Annotated in this window: 15 protein-coding genes and 1 tRNA gene; 14 read left to right on the top strand and 2 right to left on the bottom strand. The window is 44.6% G+C overall.

The features are described from left to right. Positions 1-10 precede the first annotated feature (10 nt). The 5 genes from pulA to MNQ98_RS18815 all read left to right on the top strand — a co-directional run bounded on the left by pulA (position 11) and on the right by MNQ98_RS18815 (position 5,080). Entirely contained in the window at positions 11-1,969 is a 1,959-nt protein-coding gene (gene pulA, locus MNQ98_RS18835; RefSeq protein WP_241929637.1) for a type I pullulanase, read from the top strand. Between the two features lie 106 nt (positions 1,970-2,075). Further along, positions 2,076-3,692, top strand: a complete 1,617-nt coding sequence (locus MNQ98_RS18830) for an S-layer homology domain-containing protein (protein ID WP_241929636.1) — start codon at positions 2,076-2,078, stop codon at positions 3,690-3,692. Between the two features lie 142 nt (positions 3,693-3,834). Then, on the top strand, positions 3,835-4,071 hold the full coding sequence (locus MNQ98_RS18825) for a hypothetical protein (RefSeq protein WP_241929635.1): 237 nt from the start codon (positions 3,835-3,837) through the stop codon (positions 4,069-4,071). A 52-nt stretch (positions 4,072-4,123) separates the two neighbouring features. Further along, a complete protein-coding gene (locus tag MNQ98_RS18820; RefSeq protein WP_241929634.1) occupies positions 4,124-4,579 on the top strand; it encodes a RidA family protein in 456 nt (151 codons plus the stop codon). Positions 4,580-4,585: 6 nt separating this feature from the next. Next, positions 4,586-5,080 carry a GNAT family N-acetyltransferase gene (locus MNQ98_RS18815; RefSeq protein WP_347272222.1) on the top strand — a complete coding sequence of 165 codons (495 nt, stop codon included), beginning with the start codon at positions 4,586-4,588 and terminating at the stop codon, positions 5,078-5,080. 1 nt (position 5,081) lies between these two features. Here MNQ98_RS18815 and MNQ98_RS18810 read toward each other — a convergent pair whose 3' ends face one another. Further along, complete coding sequence (locus MNQ98_RS18810) at positions 5,082-5,939, bottom strand: alpha/beta hydrolase family protein (protein ID WP_241929633.1); 858 nt, start codon at positions 5,937-5,939, stop codon at positions 5,082-5,084. A 192-nt stretch (positions 5,940-6,131) separates the two neighbouring features. Here MNQ98_RS18810 and MNQ98_RS18805 point away from each other — a divergent pair. Then, positions 6,132-6,204 (top strand) — tRNA-His (locus tag MNQ98_RS18805). Between the two features lie 122 nt (positions 6,205-6,326). Here MNQ98_RS18805 and MNQ98_RS18800 read toward each other — a convergent pair. Beyond that, positions 6,327-6,830: a hypothetical protein gene (locus MNQ98_RS18800; RefSeq protein ID WP_241933970.1), complete on the bottom strand. Its 504-nt coding sequence runs from the start codon at positions 6,828-6,830 to the stop codon at positions 6,327-6,329. A 362-nt stretch (positions 6,831-7,192) separates the two neighbouring features. On the opposite strand from MNQ98_RS18800, the gene MNQ98_RS18795 reads away from it, so the two are divergent. The 8 genes from MNQ98_RS18795 (at position 7,193) to MNQ98_RS18760 (ending at position 13,097) form a co-directional block, all read left to right on the top strand. Continuing rightward, entirely contained in the window at positions 7,193-7,924 is a 732-nt protein-coding gene (locus tag MNQ98_RS18795) for a ZIP family metal transporter (protein WP_208919156.1), read from the top strand. Between the two features lie 67 nt (positions 7,925-7,991). Beyond that, positions 7,992-8,252, top strand: a complete 261-nt coding sequence (locus tag MNQ98_RS18790; RefSeq protein WP_208919158.1) for a YqkE family protein — start codon at positions 7,992-7,994, stop codon at positions 8,250-8,252. Positions 8,253-8,677: 425 nt separating this feature from the next. After that, complete coding sequence (locus tag MNQ98_RS18785; RefSeq protein ID WP_241929632.1) at positions 8,678-9,094, top strand: GNAT family N-acetyltransferase; 417 nt, start codon at positions 8,678-8,680, stop codon at positions 9,092-9,094. A gap of 72 nt (positions 9,095-9,166) precedes the next feature. Further along, positions 9,167-9,886, top strand: coding sequence for a DsbA family oxidoreductase (locus tag MNQ98_RS18780; RefSeq protein ID WP_241929631.1), 720 nt, complete (start codon positions 9,167-9,169; stop codon positions 9,884-9,886). A 200-nt stretch (positions 9,887-10,086) separates the two neighbouring features. Then, entirely contained in the window at positions 10,087-10,899 is an 813-nt protein-coding gene (locus MNQ98_RS18775; protein WP_241929630.1) for a GNAT family N-acetyltransferase, read from the top strand. Between the two features lie 123 nt (positions 10,900-11,022). Then, entirely contained in the window at positions 11,023-12,015 is a 993-nt protein-coding gene (locus MNQ98_RS18770) for a DUF4269 domain-containing protein (protein WP_241929629.1), read from the top strand. 111 nt (positions 12,016-12,126) lie between these two features. Continuing rightward, positions 12,127-12,741 (top strand): TVP38/TMEM64 family protein, encoded by a 615-nt coding sequence (locus tag MNQ98_RS18765; protein ID WP_241929628.1) that lies wholly within the window; start codon positions 12,127-12,129, stop codon positions 12,739-12,741. Positions 12,742-12,773: 32 nt separating this feature from the next. After that, positions 12,774-13,097: a hypothetical protein gene (locus MNQ98_RS18760; RefSeq protein WP_241929627.1), complete on the top strand. Its 324-nt coding sequence runs from the start codon at positions 12,774-12,776 to the stop codon at positions 13,095-13,097. The last annotated feature ends 271 nt before the right edge of the window (positions 13,098-13,368 follow it).

The following is a 13,368-nucleotide window of genomic DNA, read 5'->3' as shown; positions in this document are numbered from 1 at the left end:
AGTGGACAGCATGTCAGTACAGAAAGAAAGCAATGTTATTATTGATTATGGAGATCTCTCCGTAACCGGAGGAATTTCGGTATTCTCCAAGGAGTTTGATAAAGCCTTTTATTATGATGGTGAAGATCTTGGACTTACTTATTCGCTTGCCGGCTCAAAGTTCCGTTTATGGGCCCCTACATCCAGTGAGGCCTTTCTCATGCTCTACGAGGACTGGAACAGCACTTCCGGCAAAAAAATCCCTATGAATCGTGATGTGAAAGGCACATGGACCGTTCAGATCGATGGTGATTTGGCAGGACAGTATTATACATACCTTGTTCGGATCGGAAACCAGTGGAATGAGGCTGTTGACCCTTATGCTAAAGCTGTTGGCGTAAATGGAGACCGAGGTGCAATTATGGACCTTACAGAAACGCATCCTGATCGGTGGACCTCAGATAAACCAAGTTTTGTGAATGCGGTGGACGCTATTATTTATGAGCTGCATATTCGGGATTATACGATTCATGCTGGCAGTGGTGTGCGGAATAAGGGGAAATATCTCGGTCTGACTGAGAAAGGAACCCGCGGAACGGACCAAATTGTTACAGGGCTGGACCATATCAAGGATCTTGGCGTGACACATGTTCAACTACTGCCTATCTATGATTACGCTACTGAAAGTGTAGATGAGACGCGCTTGGATGAGCCGCAATATAACTGGGGATATGATCCCAAGAACTATAATGTGCCAGAAGGATCTTATGCGAGCGATCCGTACCGGCCGGATACCCGTATCCGAGAGTTGAAACAGATGATCCAGACGTTCCATGACGAAGGGATCCGGGTTGTTATGGATGTCGTGTACAACCATGTGTATGACGGGTATCTTGTGAACTTTACGAAGCTGGTTCCCGGCTATTATCTTCGCTATACAGCGGAAGGCAAGTTCTCTAACGGCTCCGGATGCGGAAATGATAATGCAACCGAAAGACCGATGATGCGCAAATTTATCGTTGATTCAATACTGCATTGGGTTCAGGCATATCATATTGATGGTTTCCGCTTTGATCTCATGGGGCTTATGGATACAGATACCATGAACGAAATCCGCAGACAGCTGGATAAGATCGATCCATCGATCATTATGATCGGTGAAGGCTGGAACATGGAAACCGAGCTGGCACAGGAGAAACGGGCGAATCAGCTTCAAGCTGCGGAAATGCCAAGAATCGCACATTTTAATGATGGATTCAGGGATGCTGTAAAAGGAGATATTTTTGTTTTTGATAAGAAAGGATTTATCAGCACCGGAAAGTCCTTCGAATCCCATGTGAAGAAAGGAATTGTTGCAGGTATTTCCTACAGTGATGAATTTGCTTCATTCGCAGTTGAGCCCGATCAGACGGTGAACTTTGTGGAATGTCATGACAATCATACCCTGTGGGATAAAATTGTACTGTCCACCGAGGGAGAAAGCGATGATCTCCGGCGCGCTATGCACCGATTGGCTTCTTCTATGGTTCTGACCAGCCAAGGGATTTCATTCATTCATGCGGGGCAGGAATATTACCGTACCAAAGGTGGCGAAGAGAACAGTTACAAATCTGGGGATGAAGTGAACCAGCTGAACTGGGATCAGGCAGCCGAGCACAAGGACGGCACGCTGTTTATGCGCCAGCTCATCAAGCTTCGCAAGGAACATCCAGCTTTCCGGATGAAAGATGCTGGTGCGATACGAAATCATCTGTTCTTCGAAGAAGCACCAGAGCATGCGGTGGCTTACAGTATTCGTGATCATGCGAACGGAGATCCTGAGAAGCATTTGTATGTGCTTCACTATGCTGGCAGAACAGCGGCTGAAATTAAGCTTCCGGATCTTGGCTCCTGGCATCTGTTGTTTGGAGAGGGATGTGTTGAAAATCTATGTGATAATATGTTAAAAGTCAACGGGATTGGCACGGTCGTTCTCGCCTGCAAGCCGTAGATAGTCGTTATGAAAGCTGGAAATTACCAAGAAATGATTAATGCCTGAAATATCTTTCGTCTGATATGCTGGTGAATGAATCTGACGAAAGAATTGAGGCGTACTTGTGAAAAAATATATATTGTCTCTGATGGTGTGTTTGATGTTAATCCCAAGCGGATTCACCCCTGTAGAGGCTAAGCAAGCCCCGAGTCAACCCGTATTTAATGATATCTCAGGAAGTTATGCGAAAGAAGCCATTCTTCGCTTGGCCAAGAGAGGGATCGTAGACGGAGATGGAACCGGGGCTTTTCTACCGCGAGGCAAGGTTACACGCGCAGAGTTTACGGCGATGCTTGGCAGGCTCTTGGGGATGAATCCGGTAATGAATGATCTGCCTGCATTTCGGGACGTTCCGATAAAGGCTTGGTATTACGGATGGGTTCACAGTGGAACGAATCTCGGGATTGTTAATGGTAAAGGAGAGCGGCTATTTAATCCCATGGATCGCGTGTCTAGGCAGGAAGCGGCGGTAATGATGGTCCGTGCCATGAAGCTGGACAGCAGCCGTGATGATATGGCTGTGGCAGACCGTTACAAAGATTCAGAGGATCTGGCGTCCTGGGCACGGTCAGAGGTGGGAACTGCTACAACAAAAGGTTGGATGCAGGGAAGTGATGGATTCTTCCGTCCATATGATGCTATTACCAGAGAAGAAACGGCCATGCTGTTGGACCGTGTTCTGCGTTCCGGTAATGTATCGGATGTTCTGGACTCAGGATATAACTCATTAGCGTCCGGTATCCAAATGGGATGGATGTACAACGGATCTACGGAGCAGTATATCTCCTATGCCAAAACAGCCGGCCTGAATACACTCGTGCCTCGGTGGTATTATATCGAGAGCACTGGGGCAGTCTCTGACAAGACAGACCAGAAGCTGCTTAATTGGGCTCAGCTTAACGGCCGAAAGGTGTGGGGGATGCTGGGAAATCGTTCTAATGCAGAAGCAACCCATCAAATGCTGAGTGATGCCAATTCAAGGCGTTCCGTGGTGAACACACTGGCTGGATATGTGGTGAAGTATAAGCTAAACGGTATTAATGTGGATTTTGAAAATGTTCTGCCTGAGGACCGCTATAATTTGACAGCCTTTATTCGTGAGTTATCTGCCGAGCTAGGGCGCCGGGGTGCTGTGACCTCGATCGACGTTTCTCCGGACTTAGGAACAGATTGGACAGCCGCTTTTGATTATGCTGCCCTGGGTAAATCCGCCGATTATTTGGTGCTTATGGGGTATGACGAACATTGGGGAGGAGCGCCGAAAGCCGGATCGGTTTCTTCATTGCCTTGGTTATCATCCGCAGTGGATAAATTTTTGACTCAAGTTCCAGCTTCGAAGGCGGTGATCGCTCTTCCGCTGTATACCCGGGAGTGGAGATTTTACCCAACAGTTGGCTCAGAGGATATCAGTTTAATCGAGCAGGGAAGACGAATACGACAGCAATCAGCTTCAATGGTATGGAATGATGTTGTTGGACAATATGAAGCGGGGTATATACGTAGCGAAGTGCAGCGCAAAATCTGGACGGAGGACGCTCGATCCTTATCAGTGAAGCACAGCATGGTAGAAGATCGGCATACTGCCGGATTCGCTTATTGGTTTCCGGGCTCAGAGACCCCGGATGTATGGCAGGCCATCATGAATATGAAACGATATAAGAGCTATTCATTTGATATTTAATACTTTATAAAGCAGAAGTAAAACGTGCCAGCCAAGGGTTTACCTTTGGTCGGCACGTTTTTTTAGTAATACATTGTGTCGTATTGAGCCTACAGGCTTTCTACCTCCGTTACTTTACAGGATCGAAGGCTTCTTTCATCGCGTGTTCATTGATTCACGTATCAGCGGAGTGGACGAAGCGATCCCGGAGAAGCGAGAGCGGTCGGCTAAAAGTTTTCCAAAGGAAAACTACTTCGGAAGCAAACGCTTTGTCTCCGGAGACAACAGCGATTGGAGGGACGGTTCGTACACGCAGCGTCTCACAACGAAAAAGTTTCTTTATACGGAAGTGTTTGTTCATACAGAAGCGCTTTTTCATGATACAATGGACCGCAAATGACAGCTTGGTATCACTAATGATTTCAGATAACAAGGAATTAGGAGGGGTTAGCATGGTTGATTCTATCGATGAACGATTGGCGGTACTCGGTATAACACTTCCTGAAGCTAGCGGGCCTGCTGCGAAGTACGCAAACGCTGTAACGGTGAACGGCCTTATGTTTGTTTCAGGCAAAGGTCCTGCGGGGCAGCCACGTGGGAAGCTTGGAGAGGCTTTTACAACTGAACAGGGATACGAATTTGCACGTCAAGCTGGGATCGAAGTGCTAGCTGTACTTAAGGAAATACTTGGATCGCTGGAAAAGGTAAAGAGGGTTGTGAAAATTCAAGGATTCGTGAATGCAGTATCCAGCTTCGAAGAACACCACAAGGTGTTAAACGGGTACTCAGACCTTCTGATGGATGTATTCGGTGAAGCTGGTGTTCATGCCCGTTCCGTATTGGGTGCTGTCTCGGTCCGGGATGACCTGCCCGTTATCGTAGATTCTATTTTTCAGGTGGAGGAATGATACATTGTGGAGTTGAGAGAGCTAAATACGGCTGAAAGCCGAGATATTTATGAAATGATCCTTGAAATCGGCAGCGGAGAAAATGGATTTGTAAACAGTTTGTACAGTGAGCAGTTGGAAGATTTTCAGTTTAAACTTATGCGTAATCATAAAACGGCACAAGGTATGGATCTACCTGAAGGTTATGTACCTCAGACCTTGTACTGGTTATATGTCAATGGAATACCCGTTGGCTACGGAAAATTAAGACATTACTTAACCGACAAGCTGCTGGAACATGGTGGTCATATCGGTTATGTTATCCGTCCGTCGGAGAGAAGCAAAGGCTATGGCAGGCTTCTGTTGAAAGAGCTGCTGGATAAGGCCAAGGAGAAACAAATCTCTGAGGTACTATTGACATGTGATGAGGATAATGCTGCATCCCGCCGCATTATTGAGAGCAACGGGGGCAGGCTAAAAGACATACATGACGGAAGCTGTAAATACTGGATTATGACCTAACTTAAGAGGTAACGGGCTTGTCCAGCCAATCAAATATTCGGTTAACGGCAGTCTCATGCCAGGCAGCAGGAAAGTGGTGCCCAAGGTCTTCATACAGATGCAAGCTTACATCCTTTCTTGTTTCAAATAGCCGCTCGTACATTTGAAGTCCATGACGGACAGATACTTGTTCATCTAGGGTACCATGCACGATAAGCACAGGGCATTGAATTTTGTCTGCAAAGTGAAGAGGGGATCGTTCAAGGTAACGCTCGGGATATTTTGTTGGTGTGCCCCCGATCACTCTCTTCAGCATTCTGCGGAGATCAATGCGTTCCTCATACGTCAGCATCATGTCCGATACCCCGCTCCAAAGGATCAATTTGGATATCGCGGAAGTTTCTGCGGCCGCTTTAGCTGCATTGATTGATCCCCGGGAGAAACCGAGCATATAGATGGACTCCGTATCTACAAATGACAGCTTGGAAAGCCAAGTCATTGCGGACAGAACATCCATGACATCCCGACCGCCGAACTCGTCCCGGCCTTGGCTTCCTTCATTTCCTCGATAGGCAGGAGCGAATACAGCATATCCTCTAGCTGCGAATTGGCGAAGCCAATCCAGTTTGACGGCACCATATTTACCGATACCCCCACGGCAATAGATAAGGAGAGGGAGCTTGTCTTTTTGAAGAGTGGACGTACCCTCTCCATCTATATCCAGTGGTGACACTATTATCTCGACCCCTGAAATATCGGAAACGGACTGGTTTATGTATTGCTTCAGAGGGGTACCTTTGTAATGCGTAAAGTTTGTCGGCATGCATAAATAGCCTTTAACTTGGAGATCATCTGATAAGTATGTTAATCGATAGATCATGCTTAAACCGCCTTTGTTCTTTGTTGAAATGGATGTGTTTGTTTTAATGTGACTATACCTTTAATGACGATAGCCAGCAACAATTTGAAGCTGTTGTTATGGGTACAAGTAAGTGAAAAAGCGGATTGGAAAAAGTTACAACTTGCAAAGATTCCTACTCATATGTTAAATTATAAATCACTGATTGATATGGCGGTCGTGGCGAAGGGGTTAACGCACCGGTCTGTGGCTCCGGCATTCGTGGGTTCAAGTCCCATCGATCGCCCTTATAAAGCAAACTTAATAGTCAACATAAAAGGAGAGCCCTCGGGTTCTCCTTTTATGTTTGTTATGTATTTTTGGATAGCAACGAAAATATATGTTCCCGATTTGGCGCGTAAGAACAATTTATCCGTGCTTTTTTTGTCCGAGGATTAGCCAAGCACCGCCGAGGACAAGCAAGATTGCAATTAAAGGCTGTACAATTGACAAATAACTCAGAACCGGTCCGATTGAGAAAACGACAAAGAATAACAGCGACAGCACGGTCAAAATATTGATCGGAATAAGCATCCACTTGTTGCGGGAGCCAAACCAGTAAAATTCGAACAGGCCTGCAGCAACGGCTAGAATGAATCCCGGCCACATGGTTCCCCAATTATCAAATAAGGAAGCAATTTGGCTGACAATACCCGCTGTGAGCAGAATTCCTCCCGGAATAAGAAGTCCGACCCCTTTGCGTCCAACCATGGAAAAGTACATCCAATGGAAGAACAGTCCGAGTGGAATGACAAACAGTGTAGGCCAAAACGTTGCGAAGATGGATCCTGTACTTATCATGCCTCCCTGATTGAATAACAGATAGGCACCCAGTAAGATCAGCAGCGGCGCAAGAATGGTTCGTTTCATTATGTAAATCATCTCCTTTCATATGTACTCAATAAAGTGAGCATATCACGAATTGAAAAGAGTGTCCTCCGTCTGAGGGTAAATACACAACCTAGACTTTAGTCTAGGTTGTGTATAAGGGGGACTTATATAAGTAGTGAGTCAGTTGAACGAATAAAGTAAAACAAGAACAAAGATACTACATTTATTCGAAAATCCGTTCCAGTTGGGGCGGATTTTTTGTCAAATTTGTATAGCAGATTATCGTTTTACAGTTTAGTTGGAAGTCCTTCCCATTTTCATATTCGCAAATCAATGTTTATATAATGATAGCTAGCATCAAGAAGTTGACGATTAACACAGAAAAATAAAGGGGACAGCATGATATGGAATCGGCTCTCATAGGTAGCTTTATTTCAGCTATGGCAACCGTGTTTGGAGCGGTGCCGTTATTATTCGTAAAAACATTGTCCGAGAAATGGAAAGATATCCTCATCGCTTTTACTGCAGGAATTATGGTTTCTGCTTCGACCTTTGGCCTAATGCCTCAATCCTTGCAGGAAGGCGGGATCATACCGCTTACAGTCGGATTGCTGCTGGGTATTGTGGTCTTGGATCTGATTGAAAAAAACATTCCCCACATCGATGTGGAGAACCAGTCGCGTATACGGTCTTTTGATTCTTCATCATTGCTGGTCATTATTGCTTTGTTCCTTCATAACATTCCGGAAGGGCTTAGCACGGGATTCAGTTATGCGAGTCAAAATGTTGGACTGGGGCCCATGGTTGCAATCTCGATCGGAGCACAAAATATGCCGGAGGGACTCATCTTAGCCGTATTCCTGATTAACTCCCGAGTGAGCAGATTCAAAGCATTTATGATCGTGTTCATAACCGGAATGATGGAGCTTGTTTCCGCTGTCGTTGGTTATTTTGCAGCTAGTTATATTGAATTTTTGATTGGTTATGGATTAGCATTTGCAGCTGGGGCCATGATGTTTATCGTGTATAAGGAACTGATTCCTGAGAGTCACGGACATGGGTATGAGCGTCCTTCAACCTATTCGTTTATAATAGGACTCCTGATCATGGTATATATTAGCTATGCTTTTGCTTGATACATAAGGACCGGATGCTGTGAAAGGTCGAAACTGTTATAATGATGAGGAACCGAGGTGATGCGATATGGCGAAAAAAAAGGGTAGAAAAGAGACGCCTAGAACTGAATCTACAGATAAGCCGGCAACTCTTAAGGATTTGTTAAATCCGCAGGTGATCGAACGCCTAAAAGCCCAGGCTGATTCTCTGAAAGCTGATGAAGCAAAGAGACTTGAAGAAGAGCGTCTCAAGCGGGAAGCAGCACGTAAAGCAGAGCAGAAACGATTGGATAATGATTTTGAGCATCTGCTGGAAAATAGTGGGATGGATTGGCGCAAGTACAAATGAACAGGCGGCTTTAGCCGTCTGTTTTTTTGTACTTATACCTCATTTGATGTACTAACTTGCTCTACTTGGTAACTAAATTTACAACACGAGTCAGCTGGCCTTTTGGCTATGGCGGATCGTGTTTTTTTGTTATTCAGACTTGCCTTTTCTCTAATCCAATTCTCTAGTATCCCTCGGCTTCTTATCCGATGTATAATTATGGAATACTGCAGTGTGGCTGAATCGTGCGGGGAAAGACAATCAGAAATTTATTCAAATTTCAAGTAGATTGTGAAAGAGGAGAGCGGACTTTACCGTAAATTCTACATTAGAAGCTGTCTAAGGCTATCACAACGGAGGTATTCAGGCTCATGGAGCCGCAGTTATTGAATGCCATGGAGTGAAACAGGTTACGGGGTAAAGTATTGCTTTTAGGAGGATACTAAATGCATCTATTTAGAGATCTGGTTATTGAAGACTATGAACAGATTCTGGATCTGTGGAGAAATACAGCAGGAGTTGTAATCAGTGAATCCGATTCAGAGCCCTCAATTAGAGCATTTTTAGATCGAAATCAAGGACTGAGCTTTGTATGTGAGGATGAAGGTCAGATTGTCGGAACGGCCTTATGCGGCCATGATGGAAGAAGAGGTTTCTTGTATCATGTTGCCGTGAAGAGTTCATATCGGGGGCAGGGAATCGGATCGGCATTAGTTTCATCTTGTCTTGAGCAGCTTAAGCAACGAGGTATACTGAGGTGTCAATGTATGGTTTTAGCGGATAACACAGCAGGTGGTCGGTATTGGTCTGCAGCGGGCTGGAATCGCCGGAGAGATCTCCTTCTGTATTCTCGTGATACGTAAAAAACTTGCGGAAAACTCGAATGTAAGTTACAATAAGTAAGTAGCAATTATTACCTTAGGGGGTTGTGTTTGATGAAGGTTGAGATCTGGTCGGACATTATGTGTCCGTTCTGTTATATTGGAAAACGCCGTATTGAGACGGCACTTAACGATTTTCCGCATAAAGAAGATGTTGAGGTTGTTTACCGCAGTTTTGAACTTGATCCGAATGCCTCTTATAAGCCGGGCGTATCCATAAACGAACTACTAGCTGCCAAATATGGCATGAGCATCGAACAAGCTCAGGCTTCTAACGATAATATTACAAAACAGGCTGCCCAAGATGGACTTACTTATCATCTGGATAAAATCCTTCCGGCAAACTCCTTTGACGCCCATCGGCTCATTCACTTTGCATCACAGCATGGCAAAATGAAAGAAATGACCGAGCGGCTTTTCCAAGCCTATTTCACAGAAACACGTAATCTGGAGGACAAAGATCTTCTGGCTGATTTGGCAGAGGAAATAGGTCTATCCCGTGATGAAGCCGCCGCCGTACTGGCTGGAGATGCATTTTCCGCAGAAGTGCGGGCTGATGAAGAAGCAGCGAACCGGATTGGGGTTCGCGGTGTTCCATTCTTCGTGTTGGATGGCAAATACGCCGTATCAGGGGCTCAACCGTTGGAGGTATTTAAGGATGCCCTACAAAAAGCCTATGGTGAAGAAAAGCCATTGATTCTCGTGAATGATGATGACAATGCCGCTGGTGCTTGCACAGACGGTTCATGTGACATTCCTACGAACGGTAAATAAATACAGTTTCAGAAGCACCCGGCTTTCATGAACATGATGGCAGGGTGCTTTTTTATATGGAATGAAGAAATTGTAAATAACTATTGAATTATGGGAACCTGCGTTCTAAAATAGTGATTATCGGAATATTTCGTTCTGAGAGTATACCGTAGATTCATTTGGCAGATTTGATGATCAAACCAAGGAGGCGTTTATATTTTATGATTCCATCGTTCCCATCAGAGCCGTTAATCGTTGACATCGAGTCATCTGAAGTTGATTATATGACAGATCGGATGAAGGCCATTGAGGAACGGGACGGTAATCCGGAAGGCGTTGAAATAACGCGTATTGGCCATGCAGTTTGTTTGTTTAGTAAGAGTATGCCGTGGCCATCATTTAACACGGTAAAAGGGATACGGTCTGAAGATATCCCATACATCGATGACATAATGTACTTCTACCGGTCGAGAGATCGTAAATTTCAGATCGAAGTTGTTCCTTCGCTGGTTGACCAGAAACTGTTGAAAACGCTTGCTGATAAAGGAATGTATCAGTCCGGATTTCATACTTCTATGTATATTAACCCGGAGTCTCTGACTGATGAATCCGATTGGGCTGCAATTGATATTAAACCGCTAATGCGGGATGAGTTTGAGAAATACGCGATGGTTCACTGCATCGGAACAGGATTGCCTCAGCAGGGTATACCCTCTGTAGCACGAAACAACGAAGTGCTGTATGACCGTCCGGGATGGAGATTTTTTATGGCTTATATCAACGATAATCCGGCTGCAGCAGGCGTAATGTATGTCAAGGGGGATATCGCTTCTTTAACGTTTGCCGCTACGTTACCAGAATACCGGCGGCAAGGGCTGCAGCAAGGACTACTCAGAAGACGGATCGCAGAGGCTGCAAGGGAGAGCTGCCGTATGGTGGTAAGTCAGTGTTCATTTATATCCCCAAGCCATCGTAATATGGAACGTGTCGGAATGAAGCTTGGATACGTGAGAATAGCTTGGACGGAGAGATAACAAATTTAACCGCTGCTGATTTATGGTCAAATGAAAGGTGTTGGTATTATAAATACCCTTATGGATTTCAGAGATCTTTCCTATTTAAAGCATGGAAATTACAGGCAACAGGCTGTGTATGACGTGTTGGCAGAATTGCAGATCATGGATAGACTTCGGGAATTTGATCCTATTTTAGTTGGAACGATTCCGATTGGAATTGATCTGCCGGAGAGCGATCTGGATATCATATGCTGCGTTTCAGACTTTAAAGAATACCAAGAAGTGATAACAGAACGTTTAGGAAGTATATCTACCTTAAAATTTTCTTGCGAACCGGGTAAGGCAGAGGCTGCAGAGAGCCTCGTCGTACAATTTACATATAAAGATTGGCTCTTTGAGTTGTTTGCCCAGCCAGTTCCGACTGTCTTGCAGAACGGCTTTAGGCATATGGTGGTGGAGCACCGAATATTAAATATCCTCGGTGATGAGGCACGTCAAAGTATTATTTCCCTTAAACAGTCGGGTGTGAAAACGGAACCGGCATTTGCGAAGCTGCTTGGCATCGAAGGAGATCCTTTTCAACAACTGCTTTTGTTATCCGATTGGTGTGATGATGAATTAAGAACATTTTTAAATAACAAGATTATTGGAGGCTTACAGGATATGAATGAGAAAAATCAGCTCATAGAGCAGTACTCGGCATGGATTAATTTTATAAAGGTTTTGGAAGAGCAGAAAGAGGAGTTTTGGAATCAACCGCTCGGAGAAGGAAAATGGTCTGTGCGCGATGTCGTTAGCCATATCATGAAATGGGATAAGTACTTCTTTGAAGAAGCCATTCGTAAAGTTAGCGAGGGAGAGGAACTGACAGTTAAACATTTGGATTATAATGTGTTTAACGAGCAGGCCAAGCAGTACGGACGAACCTGCTCTATTCAAGAGCTGGTAGAGCAAACAAAGACAAATCGTCAAACTCTGATAGACCACATTCAATCGTTGTCGGACGATCAATATGATAAGGAATATACGGATGCGGACGGTCATCCATTCCAAACAGCCGTGTTCATGAAGGATTTCATCTGGCATGATCAGCATCATATGAAGCAAATTCAGCCTCTATTGAATAATCAATAATGGTCGATATTCTGTAAACAATTATTAATGAATGATCGCCGCTAATCCGTTACACTATGTTTAACTGAATAATAAAGTGGGTGAAATGGGTTGCACGATGTGATGGACATCATGTCATTATTTACAGAAGAAAATCTCGAGTGGTTTCTGGAGAAATTCAGATCATTCGGACCTTTGCCCGGAATTCTTCTTACCTTTCTAAAGTCGTTTATACCACCGCTACCAACAGCTCTAATTGTTGGTGTCAACGCTGCGGTATATGGCTTCTGGCCCGGGTTTATATATTCTTGGTTCGGTCTGGTAAGCGGATGCCTGGTAACGTTTCTTGTGGTACGCAAAATATCCAGCTCTCGTTATCTGGATAAATGGGCTTCGAAGCCGAAGGTCCAGAAAGGGATGAGGTGGATTCAGCGTAATGGGTTTAGTTATGTATTTATACTTGGAATTCTTCCGGTAGGTCCCTTTGTAGCGGTCAACATGGCCGCAGGCATAGCAAGGATGCATATTCAATCCTATTTACTTGCTGTTACTTTAGGCAAGGGTATCATGGTGTTTAGTGTATCCTTTGTAGGAGCTAACTTTGCAGATTTTTTGGAACAACCGCTTTTGTTACTCGGTGTACTCGCCGTTGTAATCGTGCTTCTATGGCTTAGCAGGAAAGTGGAGGCTTATATACTCAGAGGCAGTGATGAACTACACAAGACTGCAGAGGTTTCAAGTGATTAAAGACCCAAATTGTTCCGATGTGAAAGGAGCAAATGATGACGAAACTATGGAGTGCGTCTCTCGAAATGGTGCGAATGATGATTATGATGTTCATCGTTGTAGCGCTTCTCGGGGAAGTAGAGCAGCGAATTATATCAACGTTGACCCAGTGGCAGGATTATTATGGACTTTTTTTGCTTGCGGGGAATTTACTTTTGTTTTTCGTTGTATATCGTAATAAACTGCAATTTCATGGCTGGTATCGTTCATCAGAGACACAGCGAAAACTGTCTGGTAAAGTGACCCGGGGCTGTATAACGGTTGCAATCGTATTGATTCTGACACCGGTCGTCTTATCAGGAATTCGTACTGTATAGTAATGAATAGATTCATAATGTATTATTAGATTCGGCAGATTGGAGCCAGGAAACAGCAAAGAACCATCTCTCATACAGCTGTATGAGAGATGGTTCTTTTATTATTTTCATATCCTATTAGTGCGTGTTCAAAAAGGTCGGTTTTCAGCACCGAAGCTTATGCTTCCGATGTGCGTTTTTTCAAACGCTTCAGTTGGATGAAGCTAGGGACTGAGGAGCGGAGCTGCACGTTTTCGTAGAAAACGTCTTCGGAAGCATCATCTGTTTTGGG

The organism is Paenibacillus sp. N3/727, assembly GCF_022637315.1.
GTDB classification, from domain to species: Bacteria; Bacillota; Bacilli; order Paenibacillales; family Paenibacillaceae; genus Paenibacillus_AQ; species Paenibacillus_AQ uliginis.
The sequence above is the reverse complement of the archived record's forward strand: the minus strand, read 5'-3'. Positions and strand labels throughout refer to the sequence as shown.